Consider the following 21,756-nt stretch of genomic DNA (forward strand, 5'->3'; position numbering starts at 1 on the left):
AATGTTAGTACCTTTAGTTTGGCAAAATAATTACGTAAAAATAGATGAAGATTTAAAAACTATTACAGATAGACTTTCAGAAACTGGATCTCATGTTGAGGAAGTGACAATTACAACGAGTGCCCTAGAAAGTGTGGTTGTAGGCCATGTTCTAGAACAAGAAAAGCACCCTGATGCTGATAGACTACAAGTTTTAAAGATAGACATAGGCCGTGATGAGCCTGCAACAATAATAACAGCAGCAAAAAACACTAAAAAAGGTGATTATTTATTTGTAATTAAAAGTGGAACAAAGTTAGACAATGGAGATTTTATAGGGGACCATGAATTTTTTGGAATCAATTCAGAGGGTATGCTTACTTCATATCAAGAGCTAGGATATCCTGATAATGTAATTCCAAAAGAGTTTAAAGACGGGGTAATAATTCTTAACAAAGAGTATAAGCCAGGAACTCCAGTAAGCGAAGTTCTATTTTCAAATACACCAGTAATAGAATATGAGATTACTCCAAATAGGCCTGATTGCCTTTCAATAATAGGTATGGCTCGCGAGAGTGCTGCAAGTTTTGGAGAAAAAATCAAGCTTCCAGACTTAGATTACAAAACCAATGGCAAGGACCTTAGAGAAGTATTTAAAGGATTAATTCTATATTCCGATAATTGCAAGCAATTTATAGCAAGAGTTATAAAGGATGTAAAGATTGAACCATCACCTCAATGGCTACAAAACTACCTAATCCTAGCTGGAATGAGACCTATAAATAATATTGTAGATATAACAAATTTTGTAATGCTAGAAACAGGTCAACCCCTCCACGCTTATGACTTAGACAAAGTTAATGGTGGGATAACAATAAGAGAAGCCCAAGATGGAGAAATTATTAAAACTATAGATGGCGAAGATAGACAGTTGGATAAGTCAATGATTGTTATAGCTGATGATAAGAAAGCCATATCTATAGCGGGTGTTATGGGTGGCTATGATACTGAAGTTACAAGCCAAACAAAAAACATAGTCCTAGAAGCAGCAAATTTCAATGGGGCTTCAGTTCGTGAAACTTCCAAAAAACTAAAGCTTAGGTCAGAAGCTTCCACTAGATTTGAAAAGGGAGTCCCTATTCAAATGGCAGACTTTGCTTCAAGAAGAGTTCTTCATCTGATTGATAAGCTATCCTATGGAGAAATATATGATGATTCCTATATGGTTGGCTTAACATATATAGAAGATAGATACGTAGATTTAAGAATATCTAGATTAAATGCTCTAACAGGAGTAGACTTTAGCAAAGAAGAAGCTATTAGAAATCTAGAACTATTAGAATTTGAAATAGAAGATATAGATTCTGACACAATCCGTGCCAAAGTTCCTTTCTTTAGAAATGATATTGAAATTGAAGCAGACCTTATTGAAGAAGTTATAAGACTTTATGGTATGGGGAATATTGAACCAAAACCACTTTATTCAAGCCTACAAAGAGGACTTAGATCAGATGCTAGAATTTTAAGAGATGATTTAAAAAGAGAACTAGCTGGTCAAAAATTTTCTGAACTAACTACTTATTCTTTCATTTCTCCTAGAGAATTTGACAGAATGGGAGTTTTAAAAGATTCAAACCTAAGAGAATATATAAAATTAACAAACCCGCTAGGTGAAGACTTCTCTGTAATGAGAACAACCCAGTTGTCAAATATGTTAGACGTTATTGCAAAAAATATCAACCGTGGACAAAAAGACTTAAAATTGTTTGAACTTGGAAAAACCTTTGAAAAAACAGAGTTAGATTTACCAAATGAAAATGATACATTGACAATGGGACTTTATGGTTCATATAATTTCTATGACTTAAAAGATATATTTGAAGTTGCTATGGACCGTGTTGGATTTGTTGGATTTACTTATAAGACTCAAAAAGAAAATCCTATTTTCCATGCGGGAAGATGTGCGGATATTTATTATGGTGATGAATTTATCGGTACTATGGGAGAGGTTTCCTATGAAGTGCGTGATGAATACGACATTAAAAAAGGAGCCTTAATTTTAGAAATTAACTTATCTCAAATAAGAGATCAAAGAATCAAGGATAGAAAATATATGGCTCTTCCAAAATACCCAGCAATCACCCGAGATTACTCATTTGTAACAGATAGAAATCTTGAATCTAAATTTATAGAAGATACAATTATAAATAATGGGGGAGAACTTGTTAAAAATATCGAGTTATTTGATATTTACACAGGTGACCAAATTCAAAATGACAAAAAATCTATATCCTACAAGGTAGAGTTTAGATCAGATGATAAGACCCTAAAAGAAGAAGATATAAAAGATATTGAAGAAAATATCTTAAATGATTTGGAAAAATCAAACATAGTTTTACGTAGTTAGGAGTAAAAATGAGCGAGAAAAAGGTTCAGGTAGAAATTGACGGGGCAACATATACCTTATTAACTGACGAAAATGAAGAACAAATAAGAGATATTGCTGATTATGTAAGCGGGAAAATCGCAGAAGTAAAATCAAATAAATTAAGCTATGATAGAGAATTGGTTTTAGCAAGTGTAAATATTGCTAATGATTTATATAATGTAGGCAATAGATACAAAAGACTAAAAGAAGAATCAAGTGAGGCTATGGAAAAATTCCCTGGCCTTGTAGAAAATTACAAAAAATCCGTAGCCCACAATGATGAATTGATAGAAAAAATTGACCAACTTTTTGAAGAAAATAATGAACTTAAAGCAGAAAATGAGTCATTAAACAAAAAAATAATTGTTAATGAACAAAGCGATAAAACTATTGAAAAATTGAGAGCTGAACTTGAAAGACTACAAAAAGAAGTTGTAAGCCTTAAATCAGAAAATGACCAATTGAAAGGGTCTATTTAATGAAAAAACCTGAAATATTAGCTCCTGTCGGTAATTCAGATATGCTTTTTGCAGGGATTGCCGCAGGAGCTGATAGTTTTTACTTAGCTCTAGATGATTTTGGGGCTCGTGCTTATGCGGAAAATTTTACTTTAGAAAACATAAAAGAAACCATCGATTACATTCATCTTTTTGAAAGACGTGTCTTCATTACAATGAATACGCTTATAAAAGATCACGAAATGGCAAAAGCTATTTCCTATGTAGAGAAACTTTATGAGTATGGAGTAGATGGTCTTATCATCCAAGATTTAGGATTTTTTTCTATTATTAAAAATCAAGTCCCAGGCATGGAATTACATGCATCAACCCAAATGGCCGTAAGAGAATATTTTGGAGCAAAATACCTTGCTGACCTTGGTTTTGATAGAATTGTCATAGCCCGCGAAACTCCAATAGAAGAAATAAGAAAAATTGCAAGCTTACCCGTAGAAACAGAAGTATTTGTTCACGGGTCACTTTGCGTGAGTTTTTCTGGTGAATGCTTGATGAGTTCTTATTACGGAGGTAGATCTGCAAACAGAGGTAGGTGTGCTGGACCATGTAGGCAAAAATATAAATTAATCTCTGACGGTAAAATTTTAGGCGATGATTACTATCTAAATATGAAAGACCTAAACGCTATTGATAATTTAGATGAACTTTTAGAAATAGGAGTAGATTGCCTAAAAATTGAAGGCCGAATGAAAACTCCAGAATATGTATTCTCAGCAGTTTCCAATTACAAAAGTAAAATAGAAAATAACTCTTATGACAAAAACGAAATGCTAGATAGCTCAAATAGAGGATACACAAAAGGATTTATTTTTGGTCAAAACAAAAATTATATTAGCCTAAAAGATGATAATAAACATAGAAGTGTCGGTAAGGTAGAAAATAGTAAAAATAAAAAATATTTTATTACTAATTCAGATTTATATCTGGGTGATAATCTTGAGATTACAACAGAAAAGGGCAAAAAACTTCCATTTACCACTACTAGGGATTACATAGTAGGAGAGAAAATTTTCCTAGAAAAATATCCTGATGCAAAAGTTTTATCTGATGTTCTAATTGTAAATTCTAGCAAAGTAGCAAAAAGCAAAGAACAAGCACTTAGCAACTATCGTAATCTTCCGGTTAATATTTATTTTAAGGCTAGACTTGGAGAAAATCCCCAAATAACACTTGAATACAAAAATTTTTCATCAACTTATAATCATAATGCAATTGTTGAACAAGCAAAAAATATTGCGATTTCTGAAGCTGATATTAGAGATAATCTATCAAAATTTAATGACGAAATATTTACTCCAGACCAAATAAATATTGAAATGGATGATGGGATTTTTCTTAGGAAAAAAGATATAAATGAATGCCGCCGCATGGGAGTGGCTGCTTTAAAAGAAGAGATTTTAAATAATTATTACAGAAAAGAAATAAAAATCAATTTGCCAGTCTTAGAAAAAAATCAAGATCATATTGTAGAAAAAAATGTTGAACTTCTAAGCAACAATATATCCCCTGAGCTTTTAGAAGATTTTGATAATATTTATATCAGAAATTTTGATCCGAAATATAGTGGCCATAATTTATATTTAAATTTGGATGCCCATGATGAATACCAAATAGATAGTATGATTGAATTTGTAAAAGAAAATAAAATAAAAGGCGTAATTTGCAACAATTATAGAGATTTAGCCTTTATAAATGATTTTATTGCAAATGACATAAAAATTAGAATAGGCAGGGATTTAAATATTTTCAATTCTCATAGTGCATATTTTTATAAGAACTTTGCAGAAGATATTTGTGTTTCAAGCGAAATAGATTTGGATATTTTAAATAATATAAGCAAAAATCAAGCTGTCGAAGCCCTTGTTTTTGCAAGGCCTGCTTTAATGAATATGCGTCATTGCCCATTTTCTGTAATAAAAAAATGTGGATTGTCTGGTTGTAAAACTTGTAGATTTAATAAAGGCGAATTAGAATCACACGATGGCGAAAAAATGAAAGTCATTCGTTACGGGACATATTCTAAAATTTACCCGGACCAAGCTAGCATATTTAACCACGATGAGTTTTCAGATAATGTATCACTTTTATATTCAGTTTTAGAAGATAATGACATTTTAAATATAGGTAAGGCTAAAATTAGAGACGATTATAGGAAAGGAGTGATTTAATGCAAGAACGTACCTTAGAAGTATTAGAATATCAGAAAATTTTAGAGCAACTATCTATCCAAGCACGTTCAAACATAGTTAAAGATCAAATTTTAAATCTAACTCCTATGACAGATGCAGATGATATTAAAGAAGAACTTGAAAAAACTGCCCAAATGGTAGGAGTGATTTCAAGATTTGGAAATATAGATCTTTTTGGCCTCTATGATTTTACTGATATGATTGGCTATGTCAGAAAAAATGGGATTTTAGAACCATACGAACTTTTACAAATTAACGACCTTTTAAGGGTAGCTGATTATTTAAAAGAATATGGCAAGGAAATCGAAGAACCATATATCAAAGATTTATTTAACCGAATTTCAACCAATGATTTTATAAAAAATGAAATAGAAAGGTCAATTATTAGCGAAGATGAGATTGCTGATAATGCATCAAGCGAGCTTAGAAATATCCGCAGGTCAAAGGCCAGAAAAGAAGCTGACATAAAGGCAAAATTAAATTCTTATATTACAAACGATAGATACGATGATGCCTTGCAAGACAAAGTTGTTTCCATGAGAGATGGACGTTATGTAGTACCAGTAAAAACAAATAAAAAATCAGTTATTGGCGGGATTATCCACGACAAATCATCTTCAGGAAATACAATTTTTGTTGAGCCTGCAGCTATTGTCGAGCTTAATAATCAATTAAAGGATTTAGAACTTAAGGAAGAAGATGAAATTAGAAGAATCCTAGACAGACTTTCTAGATTTGTCCAGCAATTTGATGTGGAAATTCTTGAAAATCAAAAGCTAATATCTCGTATAGACTTTTTAGCTGCCAAGGCAAAATATGCTATAAATAACGAACACAGCCTTCCAAAGGTAACTACAGATAAAATTATTAAACTAAATCAAGCCCGTCATCCGCTATTAACTGGAAAAGTTGTACCAATAGATGTTGCAATCGGTGGAGATTACAAAACTTTAATAATTACAGGACCAAACACAGGGGGTAAAACTGTTTCTTTAAAAACAGTTGGTTTGATAACATTAATGGCCCAAAGTGGGCTATTTATTCCAGCTGAGGAAAATAGTATAATAAATGTTTTCGATGATGTTTTTGTAGATATAGGTGATACCCAGTCTCTAGAGATGAGTTTATCAACATTTTCTGCATCCCTTACAAAAATTGTAAATATATTAGAAAATTCAACTGACAAATCCTTAGTCTTATTAGATGAACTAGGATCTGGAACTGACCCTACAGAAGGGGCAGCCCTTGCTATTTCTATACTAGATTATTTACGTAAAAAAGAAATAATGACCTTTGCAACAACCCACTACAGCGAGCTAAAATACTATGCTGTTGAAACAAATGGAGTGATGAATGCATCTGTAGAATTTGATGTAAACACCCTTTCTCCAACATATAAACTAGAGATAGGTACTCCGGGAAAATCAAATGCCTTTGAGATTTCAAGAAGACTTGGTCTTGCTGAAGAAATTTTAAAAAATGCCCAAAATTTACTTGGTGAAGATACCAAAAATGTTAACAAAATCTTAGAAGAAATAGAAGAAAATAAAGAAGAAATCGAAGCTAAAAACGCTGAAATAGACCGTTACAAAAGACAAATTCAAAAGGCTAAAAGAGATTTAGAAGAAAAATCAAAAGAAGTAGAAAAACAAAGAGCAGCTATTATTAGAGAAGCTGAAGATAAGGCAAATGAAATTTTAGAAAAAGCAAATACAGAGTCTCAAGAGATGCTAAAAGAAGCTAAAAAATCTAAAAATGCCAATACTTCAGATATAGACCGTAGCTTAAATAATATTAGAAATAGATATAAATCTAGTAAAATCGAGAGAAAACAAAAAGGCCTTAGCATTGGCAAATCAGATGATGCTCCAGAAGATTTAAAACTAGGTGATATTGTAATTATCGAAGGAATTAATGAACGTGCTGAAGTAATATCTGAGCCAGATGATAAGGGTAATATAAAGCTACAAATGGGTATCTTGAAAATGGATTCTAATATCAAAAATGTCACCAAAGTAGAAAGTGATAGCAAAACAGAAAAAAATATTCAAAAAGTGTATAATGCTAAAAAAGCAATGAATATTTCACCAATCCTTGATTTGCGTGGACAAAGATATGATGAGGCAATAAGAAATCTTGATAAATATTTAGACGATGCAATGCTTGCAGGACTTTCAAAAGCTAAAATCATCCACGGTAAGGGAACAGGTGCTTTGATAAACGGAGTTACTGAAACTTTAAAAACAGACAAAAGAATTGCAGATTTTAGACTAGGTGATGACAAAGAAGGCGGCTATGGAGTAACAATAGTTAGCTTTGAGTAGGGAGGATTAATGAAAGATTTTAAAGATATAATTGCAAAAAAACTAGAGAATGAGGATTTAAACTTATCCTATGATGAGATTTATAATCTAATCGAGATTCCACCACAAGATGATATGGGAGATTTTTCCTTCCCTTGCTTTACCCTAGCAAAAGTACTAAGAAAAAATCCAGCACAAATTGCAAGTGATTTGGCAGAAAAATTAGAAATCGAAGAATTTGAAAAAATTACAAATCTAAATGCCTATTTAAACTTTTTTGTAGATAGAAATCTTTACGAAAACTCAGTTTTAAACGAGATTTTAGAAAAAAAAGAAGACTATGGAAAATCTAATGAGGGCAATGGGAAAAATATTGTAATTGACTTTTCATCAGTAAATATTGCAAAGCCATTCCATATAGGCCACATTCGATCAACTGTCCAAGGTGATGCTATTAGAAATATCCATGAGTTTTTAGGATATAATGTCATAGCTACAAATTACCTAGGTGATTATGGTACACAATTTGGGACTATGATTGCAGCCTACAAACTTTGGGGTGATGAAGATGCGATCAATAAAGACCCTATTAATGAACTTTTAAAACTTTATGTAAGATATAACTCAGAAGCTAGCGAAAATAAAGAAATGATGGATGCTGCCCGTGCTGAATTTAAAAACTTAGAAGATGGAGATCCTGAAGCTACTAAATTATGGCAATGGTTTAAGGATATTTCCCTTCGTGAGTTTGAAAGAGTCTATGGACTACTTGATATTCGATTTGATGATTATAACGGAGAAAGCTACAATTCACAATTTATACCAGAAAGCATCGAGATTTTAAAAGAAAAAAATCTTTTGGTAGAAAGTGATGGGGCACAAATAGTTGATTTAAGTCCATATGATTTAACTCCAGCCATCATTATAAAATCAAATGGCTCTAGTTCATATATTACTCGTGATATAGGTACTGCTATAAATCGTAAAAGAAAATATAATTTTGAAGAAAACTTATACGTTGTAGCCACCCAACAAAACCTACATTACCAACAACTTAGAAAAATTCTAGAACTAATGGGATATGAATGGTGGGATGATAATAAGCACATTGCCTTTGGTATGGTAAGTCTAAAAGATCAAACCATGTCAACTCGTAAGGGCCAAGTAGTTTTCCTTGAAGATGTTTTAAATAAAGCAATTGATAAAACAAAATCAATTATGGAAGAGCGTGGTGCAAAGATAGAAGATATAGAAGAAACTGCAAAAATTGTGGGTATTGGTGCAGTAAAATTCCAAGAATTATACAATAACCGCATCAAAGACTATGTTTTTGACTGGGATGAAGTTTTAAACTTCGATGGAGAAACAGGGCCATATGTTCAATACACCTATGCACGCGCAAAATCTGTTTTAAGAAAAGCAGGATTAGGAACTTTTGAAACTCTTGACTTTAAAAATATAAATACAGATGAAGAATTTGCCTTAGTAAAAACTTTAGCAGAATTTGGCAATGTGGTTACAAAAGCTTGCGAAAAATACGAACCATCTCTTTTAACAAGGCATTTAACAGAAATTGCCAAAGCCTTTAACAAATTCTACAATGCATCTCAAATAATGGTAGATGATGAAAATATTAAGAATGAGCGTTTAGCTTTAACTTATGCAACATCAATTGTTATAAAATCTGGACTTAACTTACTTGGAATAAAAACTGTGGAGAAAATGTAATGAATGATAAATTAAAAGATTTTATGGAAGTGACATCCCATGCTTTTAAGGAAAGTTTTAGCAAAATAAATAAAGTTTATGTAGCATTTATTGTCATTTTAATCAGAGCCTTTTTAATAAATTCTAGAGCGACCAGCATACTTGGTGGAGGATTTATTGGTGGTTTGATAAATTATTTTATTGAAGTCGCCCTACTTTGCTTTGTTGCCCAAGCCATGAGATCGGTTGTTGTTTATGGCAATACAGGCAAAAAATCCATAATGAATTCTATAAACAATTTTTGGCAACCAATCTTATCAGCATATTTCTTCTTTTATCTAATAGAAATGCTAATAAGCGGATTGCCAGGCTTATCTGACATAAAGATTATATTATATGTAGGATTTAACTTCCTTATGTCTGCCTTATTAGAAGAAATTTATATAAACGGCAATGCAGGATTTGATGCCCTTAAAAAATCTGCAAAATTTGTGTGCGATAATTTCTTCACCTATGGATTATTTTCCTTAATTTGCATAATAATTATTACAAATTTAACATTTACAATCACTTATGGAATTTTAGGACATTTAATTTATGTACTTTTAATCGCAATAATTGATTTGATTTTCTACTTGGTTAGAGGACATTTATTTAAATACTTAGACAAACATTCATACCGCCAAAGAAAATTTATGAGAGGTTAGGATGAGATTAGACAATTATTTTATACAATTTACCGAAAATCTCGCTTACCTTGACCTAAAAGATTCATCAGCCTATCCAATTTTAGAAGATGTTCCACTTCCAATCTATATCGATGACATACAAAGTGGGATTATGACAGGCGCTATGAGTGAAAAAATTGAGCTTGAAAATTTCCTAGATGGGATGATTATAAATATTGGAGCGGACAAGGAATTTCTTCATAACGAGGAATATAAAATTATCCTAGCGAATTTCATAGATGATATTAGTAAATATGCTTCAAGTAAGGCCATGGCAATTGCTGATGATGACATCAACAAAGCTCTTTTACTCTTAAGAGGTGGCTATATTTTAAATCCAACTGATAATTACAATGCATATTTACTTGCAAGATTTTTATGGCCAAGAGCCTTTGAAGTTAACGATAAGTATAAAGAAGATTTTATCAGAGAGGCCTTAGATATCTTGCAAAATATAATTTCAAACGATGAAAACTTTGCTTTTTCATACTATGAACTAGGAAATATCTATACAAATCTTGGCGAATATATTAAAGCACGAAGTTATTATAATAATGCCCTTCAAAAAACTGATTCTATCGAAGCTCAAGATGAAATTAGGGATAAGCTTACCGAAATTAATGACAATGCTGAAATCGAGGAAGCCCTCTATTTCATAGGCAAAAGTGATTACAATGGTGCAATCAAGAAATTGACAGGCCTACTTTCAAATAAAAAACGCGCTGATGCTTATTATTATTTGGGAGTTGCCTACCAAAATATTGGCCAATATGAAAATTCAATAATGGCTTTTGAAAACTCACTCGATGCTGGAGCAGAATTTAGAGAACTTTACAATGATTATGCAGTTTCTTTATATTTAAATGAAAGACAAATCGATGCTTTAAATATAATCGAAGAAGGCTTAAGAAAATACCCCCAAGACCCAAGATTGGTTTATAACAAAATTCAGATAAACCTTACTCTTGGCAATATTGGCAAGGCAAAAGAAGACATAGATGAACTTTTGACCTATGATGATTTAAGCGATGAGATTAGGTCAAACTTACTAACAATTAAAGATCAATTCAAAATTTAAAGACCCTTAGAGGTCTTTTAAAATGAGTAAAATGAAAGAGGCTTTATGATTATAATTAGGAATATAATTTTAGAATCAGATAATCCCGATAAATTAAGACAAAAAATATCCAAGCTAATAAATAAAAAAGACTTTAATTACGAGATTTATAGAAAGTCTATAGATTCCAGAAAAGGCATTAAATTCTCCTACCAGGTCCTAGTTGATATTGACCCAAGTGACAAAGAATTAAAAAGAATAAAAAATGCAGATAGGTTTGAATTTAGACAATCAAATATAAAAATTAATAATCCATCCAAAGAAGTTTCTATAATAGGAGCAGGCCCATCAGGTTTATTTACAGCCTACGTTCTTGCTCAGAATGGTGTAAAGGTAAAAGTTTACGAACGTGGGGAGGCCATAGAAGATAGGATAAAAACCATAGAAAACTTTAAAAAAACTGGCAAATTAGATCCTGAATCAAATATCCAATTTGGAGAAGGTGGAGCTGGCACATATTCTGATGGAAAATTAACCGCCCGTAGCAAGGACCCGAGAGTGAGAATGGTTTTAGAGACTTTTCATAAGCATGGTGCTCCAGATAATATTATGATAGATGCAAAGCCACACATTGGTACAGATTTACTTCGCGATGTAATTATAAATATGCGTGAAGAAATAAAAGCAAATGGTGGAGAGTTTTACTTTTCCCACCACTTGGATGATATAAATCTTTCAGATCAAAGTGTAGAAAATATAATTGTCAATGGAAAAAAGATTAAAAGTGGGGCATATGTCTTAGCTGTCGGACACTCAGCTCGTGATACTTTTGAAATGTTAAGTGATAAAATTTCTATGGAAAATAAAAATTTTGCAGTTGGATTTAGAATTGAACACAAAATACAAACTATAAATGATGCCCAATATAATGGTAAAAAATCTGATATAGAAGGCAATTTATTGCCAGCAGCATCTTATAATCTATCTTATAATGACAAAGAAAGTGGTCTTTCTGCATATACATTTTGTATGTGCCCAGGAGGATATGTAGTAAATGCCAGCAGCGAAGAAAATATGACCTGTGTAAACGGGATGAGCTACCATGACAGAGATGGAGAAAATTCAAATGCAGCAATTATTGTAACTATAGGAGAAGAAATCTATGGCAATAATTTGCTAGATGGAATGAGATTTCAAAGAGAAATTGAAAAAAAGACCTATAACTTAACAAAGGGAGATGTTCCAGTACAAAAATTTATAGACTTTAAAGAAAACATAGAAACAACAGATTTAGGTGATGTAAAACCATCCATAGAATCTGCCTATAAATTAGCAAATCTAAGGGGCATCTATCCAGCAGCAATTGATAAAATGGTTATAAAAGCAGTAGATTACATGGGAAATAGATTATCTGGATTTTCAGATAATGATGCAATACTATCAGGAGTAGAAACCAGGTCTTCATCACCTATTAGGATGATTAGAGATGAAGAAAATAAATCTAAAGACATAAACAATTTATATGTAATTGGAGAAGGTAGCGGGCATTCAGGAGGAATAGTATCCTCAGCAGTAGACGGAATTAAAACAGCAGAGGCTATTTTAGCAAGAAAATAAAAAAACTAGAAAAAAAAGATTTGACAAGGTAAAAAATAGGGTGTATACTTCTATAGTCACTACGAAAGAACATGAGCTTTTAAAAAGCTTTTTAAGAACTTTCAAAAAACACTTGACAAGTTCAAAAAATAGTAGTATACTATAAAAGTCGTTACAAACAACGACACAATGAACCGGATGTTTCTATAAACATCTAAAATGAAATTTAATATCAATGATTATGTAAAACAAAAACATAATCAACCTATCAATAAATAACTAACAAGTTATTGACAACTTTAACCAAGTTGATTCTTTTGATAAAAGGACGATTAAAATAAATCACGCATTGATTTTAAAATCAGTGTAAATGAAAAGAGCTTGAATCAAAAAGCTTTTATGAATAAGACTTAATCTACTATTTAAAATAGTAGTAAAATAATTTTTCATGAGAGTTTGATCCTGGCTCAGGATTAACGCTGGCGGCGTGCATAACACATGCAAGTCGAACGATGAAACTCATTAGATTTCTTCGGAATGAAAATGAATGGATTAGTGGCGAACGGGTGAGTAACGCGTGAGTAACCTGCCTTACACAAGGGGATAGCCTCTGGAAACGGAGAATAATACCCTATGAAACCAGACAATCGCATGATAATCTGGTCAAAATGTTTAGTGGTGTAAGATGGACTTGCGTCTGATTAGCTAGTTGGTGAGATAACAGCTCACCAAGGCAACGATCAGTAGCCGGCTTGAGAGAGTGTACGGCCACATTGGGACTGAGACACGGCCCAGACTCCTACGGGAGGCAGCAGTGGGGAATTTTGCACAATGGGGGAAACCCTGATGCAGCGACGCCGCGTGATTTAGAAGGCCTTCGGGTTGTAAAAATCTTTTGTATAGGAAGAAAATGACAGTACTATACGAATAAGGTCCGGCTAATTACGTGCCAGCAGCCGCGGTAATACGTAAGGACCGAGCGTTGTCCGGAATCATTGGGCGTAAAGGGTACGTAGGCGGGTTTTTAAGTTAGAAGTCAAAGGCTATAGCTCAACTATAGTAAGCTTCTAAAACTGGGGACCTTGAGTAATGGAAGGGAAAGTGGAATTCCTAGTGTAGCGGTGGAATGCGCAGATATTAGGAGGAATACCGGTGGCGAAGGCGACTTTCTGGCCATTAACTGACGCTGAGGTACGAAAGCGTGGGTAGCAAACAGGATTAGATACCCTGGTAGTCCACGCCGTAAACGATGAGTGTTAGGTGTCTGGAGTAAATCTGGGTGCCGCAGCTAACGCATTAAACACTCCGCCTGGGGAGTACGCACGCAAGTGTGAAACTCAAAGGAATTGACGGGGACCCGCACAAGCAGCGGAGCATGTGGTTTAATTCGAAGCAACGCGAAGAACCTTACCAAGTCTTGACATATTTTGGAAGCACTTAGAGATAAGAGCCTATATCTTCGGATAACTGAAATACAGGTGGTGCATGGTTGTCGTCAGCTCGTGTCGTGAGATGTTGGGTTAAGTCCCATAACGAGCGCAACCCCTTTTGCTAGTTACCATCATTAAGTTGGGGACTCTAGCAATACTGCCGGTGACAAACCGGAGGAAGGTGGGGATGACGTCAAATCATCATGCCCTTTATGACTTGGGCTACACACGTGCTACAATGGCAGGTACAGAGGGCAGCAAGACAGCGATGTTAAGCAAAACTCAAAAAGCCTGTCCCAGTTCGGATTGCACTCTGCAACTCGAGTGCATGAAGTTGGAGTTGCTAGTAATCGTGGATCAGAATGCCACGGTGAATGCGTTCCCGGGTCTTGTACACACCGCCCGTCACACCATGGAAGTTGGCAATACCCGAAGCCTGTGAGCTAACCGTTTGGGAGCAGCAGTCGAAGGTAGGGTCAGTAACTGGGGTGAAGTCGTAACAAGGTAGCCGTATCGGAAGGTGCGGCTGGATCACCTCCTTTCTAAGGATTTCAGCGACGACAAGTCGTCGCTGAAAAGAGAATGATATGTTATTCTCTATCAATTAGAAACACAGGCATAATCATTGATATAAATTAAATTTCAATATATAACTATATAAAAAATAGTAAACATGGGGATATAGCTCAGCTGGGAGAGCACCTGCCTTGCACGCAGGGGGTCAAGAGTTCGAATCTCTTTATCTCCACCAGCAAGACCTAACCCCATTTGCAAAGCAAATGGATGGTAGGTCGGCCGTCAGGATTTCCAAACGCGCGAAGCGGGTTTGTAGAAATCTACGACGCTAATAGTATGGATGATTAATCCGTATATTAGAAAAAATTGAACCACTTACCCGAGAGTAGTGTTGGTATAAACAATAAGAGACGTCATTTTATCATTTGCCCTAAAGGACAAATTCTAAAATGATTCAAAATCACAGATTTTGAACTCACTCAGGATAAGCTTAAAACTAAATAGCAAACAATATTTCCAGTCAAGAAAGAAAGGGCGCAAGGTGGATGCCTTGGCACATGAAGACGAAGAAGGACGTAAGTGAACGAAAACTAGGGTAAGCTCACAACAAGCAATGACCCCTAGGTCTCCGAATGGGGAAACCCGGCTGTGGAAGACACAGTCATCCTATGGTGAATACATAGCCATAGCGAAGTAAGACCCTGCGAACTGAAACATCTAAGTAGCAGGAGGAAAAGAAAGAAAACTCGATTTTCCAAGTAGCGGCGAGCGAAAAGAAAGAAGCCCAACCCAGTAAGAAATATATTTTTTAGCAGAATCATTTGGGAAGATGAACCAAAGAAAGTGACAGTCTTGTAAGCAAAAGAAAATATATTGTGGGGGCAAGTAGCAGTGAACACGAGAAATTTGCTGTGAAGATAGGGGGCCCATCCCCTAAGGCTAAATACTAACATGTGACCGATAGCGAACAAGTACCGTGAGGGAAAGGTGAAAAGAACCCCGAAAGGGGAGTGAAATAGAACCTGAAACCTTGTGCCTACAAGCAGACAGAGGGCAACAGCCTGATGTCGTACCTTTTGTAGAATGGGCCAGCGAGTTATCATATAAAGCAAGGTTAAATCTTTAAGAGATGCAGCCAAAGCGAAAGCGAGTCTTAATAGGGCGAAAGTTAGATATGATAGACCCGAAACCGGGTGATCTATCCATGGTCAGAGTGAAGGTGAAGTAAAATTCACTGGAGGCTCGAACCGGGTGCGGTTTAAAACGCATCGGATGAACTGTGGATAGGGGCGAAAAACCAAACGAACCCGGAGATAGCTGGTTCTCCTCGAAATAGCTTTAGGGCTAGCCTATGATTAAAGATTTGCGGAGGTAGAGCACTGACTGGCCTAGGGCGGTCTACCGTACCAAAGCCTATCAAACTCCGAATGCCAAAAAATCAGATCATGGAGTCAGACTTAGAGGGATAAGCTCCTAAGTCGAAAGGGAAAGAGCCCAGACCGACAGCTAAGGTCCCAAAATCTGAATTAAGTGGAAAAGGATGTGAACCTACTAAGACAACCAGGACGTTGGCTTAGAAGCAGCCATACATTTAAAGAATGCGTAATAGCTCACTGGTCAAGTGGGTTTGCGCCGAAAATGAACGGGGCTAAAATTCAGTACCGAAGCTTCGGATTGATAGAGAATTTAAAATTGCTAGACCTAACCCAATTTATGAAATAAATTGCAGGTAGGTCAGCCGTCAGACTTTCCCAAGAGAGCAAAGCTCGATTGGCAAGAAAGTTACGGCGCTCATCAACCTAAGAAAATAATGAGAAAAAGGTAAAACTTAGACGGAAATATTAACAATACAATCAAGATAAACGAGTTATCAACTAATTAATTACGCAAAATCACAAGTAAAAGGTAAGTTGAAACTACGATTATCACCGAAAACAATCGCATATATTAATATATGTAACTGGTTAAAACGTCAAAGTATTTACCAGCAATTTTAAATACTCTATCAGTGGTAGAGGAGCATTGTATTAGGGAAGAAGCCCAAGCGAAAGCAGGCGTGGACTTAATACAAGAGAGAATGCTGGCATGAGTAGCGAGAAGGAGTGTGAGAATCACTCCCGTCGAAACCCCAAGGACTCCTGAGCAAGGCTCGTCCCCTCAGGGAAAGTCGGGACCTAAGGCGAGGCCAAAAGGCGTAGCCGATGGATAACAGGTTTATATTCCTGTACCGCTTAAAGTCGCTATTAGAGAAGTGATGACGCAAGAGGATAAGCTAAGCTGCCCGATGGAAGGCAGTCTAAGCACAAAGGCTGATTAGTAGGCAAATCCGCTAATCCCAAGGTCAATGTGTGATAGGTATCGAAAACATGAGTAGAGAAGTAGCCGATTTCAAATTGCCAAGAAAAGTCACTATCAAGACCAAAGCGCCCGTACCAAAACCGACACAGGTAGGGAGGTAGAGAATACCAAGACGCGCGGAAGAACCTTTGTTAAGGAACTCGGCAAAATGTCCCCGTAACTTCGGGAGAAGGGGAGCCATAGCGATATGGCCACAGAAACCAGGCCCAAGCGACTGTTTACCAAAAACACAAGTTTCTGCAAAATCGTAAGATGAAGTATAGGAGCTGACACCTGCCCGGTGCTGGAAGGTTAAGGGGAAGGCTTAGCGAATGCGAAGGCTAGAACTTAAGCCCCAGTAAACGGCGGCCGTAACTATAACGGTCCTAAGGTAGCGAAATTCCTTGTCGGGTAAGTTCCGACCCGCACGAAAGGTGTAACGATTTGGGCACTGTCTCAACAAAGGATCCGGTGAAATTGTAGTAGTCGTGAAGATGCGACTTACCCACGCTAGGACGGAAAGACCCCGTGGAGCTTTACTGTAGGCTGATATTGGATTTTGAGATTAGATGTACAGGATAGTTGGGAGGCGATGATACGTGCACGCCAGTGTGCGCTGAGCCATCCTTGGGATACCAACCCTCTAATATCAAAATTCTAACATTGACCCTTAATCAGGGCAAAGGACATTGTCAGTTGGGCAGTTTGACTGGGGCGGTCGCCTCCCAAAAAGTAACGGAGGCGTTCAAAGGTTCGCTCAGAATGGACGGAAACCATTCGTAGAGTACAAAGGCAAAAGCGAGCTTAACTGCGAGAGATACAGCTCAAGCAGAGTAGAAATACGGACTTAGTGATCCGGTGGCACCGCATGGAAGGGCCATCGCTCAACGGATAAAAGCTACCCCGGGGATAACAGGCTTATCTCCCCCAAGAGTCCACATCGACGGGGAGGTTTGGCACCTCGATGTCGGCTCGTCTCATCCTGGGGCTGAAGTAGGTCCCAAGGGTTGGGCTGTTCGCCCATTAAAGAGGCACGCGAGCTGGGTTCAGAACGTCGTGAGACAGTTCGGTCCCTATCCAGCGTGGGCGTAAGAAATTTGCGAGGACCTGTCCTTAGTACGAGAGGACCGGGATGGACATACCACTGGTGTACCAGTTGTTCCGCCAGGAGCATAGCTGGGTAGCTAAGTATGGAATTGATAAGTACTGAAAGCATCTAAGTACGAAGCAACCCTCAAGATAAGATTTCTAAAAGTACGTAAAGAAAATACGTTAGATAGGTCCAAGGTGTAAGTGCAGTAATGCATTAAGCTAATGGATACTAAACTTTAAATCTTGACTGGAAATATTGTTTGCTATTGAGAGTCCTATCCCATTTTAGCAAAGCTAAAATGATGGAAGGACCTCGTTCAGAATGTCCCAAGGTGCGAAGCAGCTTGGATGACATTTACGAACAGTTTAAGGGTCATAAAAATATACTGACTCAAACTTAAGTTGGAAGCGTCGGCTCCGTTAGCCAAATCAAAGATTTGGACTGCGCGACATTTGACCTACCAACGAAAACAAGTTTTCGGGTTAGGTCAAGAAAATATAATATGGTGATGATGGCATGAGGGATACACCTGTTCCCATACCGAACACAGAAGTTAAGCCTCATTACGCTGATGGTACTCGGAGGGTAACCTCCCGGTAGAGTAAGAAATCGCCAAATATTTAGAACTAGTCAAGTGACTAGTTCTTTTTTATTAACAGGATACACCTAACACGAAAACCCGCTTTTTTCAAAAGCTCTTCCGCCCTACCGGGCTAAGTTTTCGGCATAAATATGCCAAATCAAGGCATATTTATGTATACCGAACACAGAAGTTAAGCCTAGCAACGCCGATGGTACTCGGAGGGTGATCCGCTAAAACCCGTTTGCCATTGCAAACTCATTCGTGCTATCACACTAAGTTTTAGCCTTAAACATGCCAAATCAAGGCATGTTTAAGCCCGGTAGAGTAGGAAGTTGCTAAATAAGACAAGCCCGTCCGGCTAATGGAGGAAAGTCCCCCGACATATTTGGGGCTCCATGGAATGGTCGAGCGTATCGAGAGACTTAGTCAATTGACTGAGTCTTTTTTAGTAAAAACAAATATACCTGTCAAGACATATTTAAGCTAGGTAGAGTGTTAAATGTGAATTGATTTTGCACATTTAACCCCAAAATTAGCCACGGTAGTGGCGGTAAATTAGCGAAGCTAATGAGTTTTGGTAGAAATCGCAAAATAAGATAGAACTAGTCAGATGACTAGTTTTTTTTATTTTAAATCAAATTTCACAAATTTACCTTTAGCTAATATCATTTGATAAATCTCATTATTTATCCTATAATAAAGCTATTAATGAAAGGAATTTTTATGGTTAGTTTTAAATATAAAATTTTGGGTGTGGGACTTGCTCTTACTATTTTAAGTCCAAGCACTGCTTTTGCTGCAGAGATAATAAAATATGATGATTCTGACTTAGATCAAGTTTTTGTTGATAATAATATGGAGTATGATAAGAAATCTGTTGAAAATCGTAAAAATGAGTATTTAGCAAATCCCAACAATGCTATTGCTCCTAATTATGAGGTTGAAAAAGTAATAATTACTGAAGAATTGACTGAAGATGATAATGGAGATATTGAAAAAACTTTGACTACGGAAACCCATTTAGAGGATACAAATCCATCACCTTTATATTCTAAAACTCCTGTTTATAAAAAAGTGGTAGATATATCTGAGCATCAAGATCCTAAAAAAATAAATTATGATAAATTTGCGGATGATATTGATGGGGCAATCCTGAGAACTTCAATTACTGATGCTAAAACCTTAAATATCCGCCACGATTACCATGTAAATAAGCACTATAATGAACTAAATAAACGTAATGTACCAATTGGTTTTTATCATTATTCACGTGCCATAAATGCAAGTGAAGCTGTAAGAGAAGCTAGTTTTGTCTATGATTTTATAAAAAATAAAAATGTTCTTTTGCCAGTTTATATTGATATAGAAGATGATAATAGACAAGCAAAGGCAAGTAAGGGTGATATTTCTGCTGCTGCCGAAGCCTTTGTAACATTCATGCAAGATAGAGGATATATTAGCGGTATATATTCATATCCTTGGTTTGCCAATAATTATTTGACCCGTGATGTTAAAAATAAATATGAATTTTGGATAGCTGATTATAATTCTAAAGATTTTACTTCTTACAATAAATCAGACTTTTCATCTTGGCAATTTACTCACCAAGCTAGGGTAAATGGATATAATGGAAATGTTGATATGAGTGTGCATTATAAAGATTATCCTTATATGAAAACTGGTGTTTCTAGAAAACCAATGAATGTCTTGGTTGATGAAATAATTGCTGGCAAATGGGGAGTTGGAGCTGAAAGGCAAAGAAGACTTGTCTATGCTGGGTATAATTATGATATAATTCAAAAAGCTGTCAACCAAAGATTGGCAAATGCATAAAAAGGAGAGAAATAATGGCTGAAATTAAATATGATATTGTTGAGACTCTTGGTGTACTTTCTGATAATGGCAAGGGTTGGACAAAGGAATTAAATCTTGTAAGCTGGAATGAACGCGAGCCAAAATTTGATATTCGTGATTGGAATGAAGATCATACAAGAATGAGAAAGGGCGTAACCCTTACAAATGAAGAAGCAGAAGTATTATTTAATGTACTAAGCGAAGAATTTGGTGAATAATACAAGAACCTTAAGGATTAATTTTCTTAAGGTTTTTTATTGTCCAAAGCTTTAAAGCTCAAGCTTTTGAAGTATATTTTAAAAAGGTGATATAATGATTTATTTAGATAATGCAGCAACTGCAATCAAAAGAGAAGAAGTAATAAAATACATACTAGAACATACAAAAGAATTTGATGGTAATCCAGAAAGCATCCACGCTTTGGGCCGAAATGCAAAGAAAATTTTGGAAGATTCACGTAAAAAGATTGCTGATTCAATAGGGGCCAATCCTAAAAATGTGATATTTTTATCGGGGGCAACAGAAGCAAATAATACTGTAATCAATGCCTTTCGAAACAAGGAGATTATTACAAGTGCCATAGAACATGATTCAATTTTAAATAGTATTAACAAAGATAATTCTATTTTGCTTGATGTTGATAAAAATGGACAAATTTCTGTTGATGATCTTAAAAGCAAAGTAAATGATCATACAAAACTAGTTGCAATTATGTATGTAAATAACGAAACTGGTGCAATCCAGCCGGTAAAAGAGATTGGAGACTACTTAGCAGATAAAGATATATGGTTTCATATAGATGCAGTCCAAGCTTATGGTCACTTGGATATAGATGTAGATGAATTAAACTGTGACTCACTAGCAATATCAGGCCATAAAATTGGTGGACTTAATGGTTTTGGTGCACTTTTCTTAAGAGAAAATATTGATTCTTTTATGAAGGGTGGAGAACAAGAGAAAAATCGCAGAGCAGGCACATCCTTTGTGGCTGGGGCTTACTCAATGGCAGCTTCCTTTCCAAAAATACTTGTAGAACGAGAAGAAATCAAAGAACTTAAGTCATATTTTATAGAAAGATTAAAAGAAACAAATATAAATTTTGAAATTAATGGGGATGTAGAAAAATCTTCAGTCCATATTTTAAATATTTATTTTCCTGACCAAAAGTCAGATTTCTTGCTTACATATTTAGATATGAATGGCATTTGTGTATCTGCTGGATCTGCTTGTAGGGCGGGTAGCTTTTTGCCAAGCCATGTAATTTCAAATATGTATGATGAAAATCGAGCAGAACATTCGGTAAGATTTTCCTTTGGTTATCAAAATACAAAAGAAGAAATAGATAAAGTTATAGAAGTTTTATCAAACTTATAGAATCAGCCAATATGGCTGATTTTTTTGTGCCAATATTTAAGGAAGATTTAAGCTTAGTTTAAGTTTA

The 21,756-nt window shown here is 35.5% G+C and carries 11 protein-coding genes, 1 tRNA gene and 3 rRNA genes; all 15 read left to right on the forward strand.

Translation table 11 applies throughout. The features are described from left to right. The first annotated feature begins 1 nt into the window (after position 1). The 15 genes from pheT to ACF3NF_RS06440 all read left to right on the forward strand — a co-directional run bounded on the left by pheT (position 2) and on the right by ACF3NF_RS06440 (position 21,689). On the forward strand, positions 2-2,386 hold the full coding sequence (gene pheT, locus ACF3NF_RS06370) for a phenylalanine--tRNA ligase subunit beta (RefSeq protein WP_394022664.1): 2,385 nt from the start codon (positions 2-4) through the stop codon (positions 2,384-2,386). Positions 2,387-2,394: 8 nt separating this feature from the next. Further along, positions 2,395-2,886: a cell division protein ZapA gene (gene zapA / locus ACF3NF_RS06375; RefSeq protein WP_394022665.1), complete on the forward strand. Its 492-nt coding sequence runs from the start codon at positions 2,395-2,397 to the stop codon at positions 2,884-2,886. Then, positions 2,886-5,090: a peptidase U32 family protein gene (locus tag ACF3NF_RS06380; RefSeq protein WP_394022666.1), complete on the forward strand. Its 2,205-nt coding sequence runs from the start codon at positions 2,886-2,888 to the stop codon at positions 5,088-5,090. Before zapA ends, ACF3NF_RS06380 begins: the two co-directional genes overlap by 1 nt. Then, complete coding sequence (locus ACF3NF_RS06385) at positions 5,090-7,435, forward strand: endonuclease MutS2 (RefSeq protein ID WP_394022667.1); 2,346 nt, start codon at positions 5,090-5,092, stop codon at positions 7,433-7,435. The genes ACF3NF_RS06380 and ACF3NF_RS06385 overlap by 1 nt, the downstream gene beginning before the upstream one ends. A gap of 9 nt (positions 7,436-7,444) precedes the next feature. Then, on the forward strand, positions 7,445-9,142 hold the full coding sequence (gene argS / locus ACF3NF_RS06390; RefSeq protein ID WP_394022668.1) for an arginine--tRNA ligase: 1,698 nt from the start codon (positions 7,445-7,447) through the stop codon (positions 9,140-9,142). Beyond that, positions 9,142-9,828, forward strand: a complete 687-nt coding sequence (locus ACF3NF_RS06395) for a hypothetical protein (RefSeq protein ID WP_394022669.1) — start codon at positions 9,142-9,144, stop codon at positions 9,826-9,828. The genes argS and ACF3NF_RS06395 overlap by 1 nt, the downstream gene beginning before the upstream one ends. 1 nt (position 9,829) lies before the next feature. Continuing rightward, entirely contained in the window at positions 9,830-10,927 is a 1,098-nt protein-coding gene (locus ACF3NF_RS06400; RefSeq protein WP_394022670.1) for a tetratricopeptide repeat protein, read from the forward strand. 45 nt (positions 10,928-10,972) lie between these two features. Further along, complete coding sequence (locus ACF3NF_RS06405) at positions 10,973-12,523, forward strand: NAD(P)/FAD-dependent oxidoreductase (RefSeq protein WP_394022671.1); 1,551 nt, start codon at positions 10,973-10,975, stop codon at positions 12,521-12,523. 423 nt (positions 12,524-12,946) lie between these two features. Next, positions 12,947-14,474, forward strand: a 16S ribosomal RNA gene (locus ACF3NF_RS06410). 133 nt (positions 14,475-14,607) lie between these two features. Continuing rightward, positions 14,608-14,683: transfer RNA gene (locus ACF3NF_RS06415), tRNA-Ala, on the forward strand. A gap of 283 nt (positions 14,684-14,966) precedes the next feature. Then, positions 14,967-18,128, forward strand: a 23S ribosomal RNA gene (locus ACF3NF_RS06420). 251 nt (positions 18,129-18,379) lie between these two features. Continuing rightward, positions 18,380-18,496: ribosomal RNA gene (rrf, locus tag ACF3NF_RS06425) — 5S ribosomal RNA — on the forward strand. The 16S, 23S and 5S rRNA genes sit together here with 1 tRNA gene alongside, the layout of an rRNA operon. A gap of 688 nt (positions 18,497-19,184) precedes the next feature. Then, positions 19,185-20,294, forward strand: coding sequence for a GH25 family lysozyme (locus ACF3NF_RS06430; RefSeq protein ID WP_394022672.1), 1,110 nt, complete (start codon positions 19,185-19,187; stop codon positions 20,292-20,294). A 14-nt stretch (positions 20,295-20,308) separates the two neighbouring features. Then, positions 20,309-20,533 carry a YdbC family protein gene (locus ACF3NF_RS06435; RefSeq protein ID WP_203128218.1) on the forward strand — a complete coding sequence of 75 codons (225 nt, stop codon included), beginning with the start codon at positions 20,309-20,311 and terminating at the stop codon, positions 20,531-20,533. Between the two features lie 94 nt (positions 20,534-20,627). Continuing rightward, positions 20,628-21,689, forward strand: a complete 1,062-nt coding sequence (locus ACF3NF_RS06440) for a cysteine desulfurase family protein (protein WP_394022673.1) — start codon at positions 20,628-20,630, stop codon at positions 21,687-21,689. Positions 21,690-21,756: the final 67 nt, after the last annotated feature.

It is taken from the genome of Anaerococcus martiniensis, assembly GCF_043187485.1.
Classification (GTDB): Bacteria; Bacillota; Clostridia; order Tissierellales; family Peptoniphilaceae; genus Anaerococcus; species Anaerococcus martiniensis.

Excerpts from the sequence above, each read along its gene's own strand:
- ACF3NF_RS06430 (WP_394022672.1), top strand. The coding sequence starts at position 19,185 with ATGGTTAGTTTTAAATATAAAATTTTGGGTGTGGGACTTGCTCTTACT.
- ACF3NF_RS06400 (WP_394022670.1), top strand. The coding sequence starts at position 9,830 with ATGAGATTAGACAATTATTTTATACAATTTACCGAAAATCTCGCTTAC.
- ACF3NF_RS06435 (WP_203128218.1), top strand. The coding sequence starts at position 20,309 with ATGGCTGAAATTAAATATGATATTGTTGAGACTCTTGGTGTACTTTCT.
- ACF3NF_RS06440 (WP_394022673.1), top strand. The coding sequence starts at position 20,628 with ATGATTTATTTAGATAATGCAGCAACTGCAATCAAAAGAGAAGAAGTA.
- ACF3NF_RS06395 (WP_394022669.1), top strand. The coding sequence starts at position 9,142 with ATGAATGATAAATTAAAAGATTTTATGGAAGTGACATCCCATGCTTTT.
- argS (WP_394022668.1), top strand. The coding sequence starts at position 7,445 with ATGAAAGATTTTAAAGATATAATTGCAAAAAAACTAGAGAATGAGGAT.
- pheT (WP_394022664.1), top strand. The coding sequence starts at position 2 with ATGTTAGTACCTTTAGTTTGGCAAAATAATTACGTAAAAATAGATGAA.
- zapA (WP_394022665.1), top strand. The coding sequence starts at position 2,395 with ATGAGCGAGAAAAAGGTTCAGGTAGAAATTGACGGGGCAACATATACC.
- ACF3NF_RS06385 (WP_394022667.1), top strand. The coding sequence starts at position 5,090 with ATGCAAGAACGTACCTTAGAAGTATTAGAATATCAGAAAATTTTAGAG.
- ACF3NF_RS06380 (WP_394022666.1), top strand. The coding sequence starts at position 2,886 with ATGAAAAAACCTGAAATATTAGCTCCTGTCGGTAATTCAGATATGCTT.
- ACF3NF_RS06405 (WP_394022671.1), top strand. The coding sequence starts at position 10,973 with ATGATTATAATTAGGAATATAATTTTAGAATCAGATAATCCCGATAAA.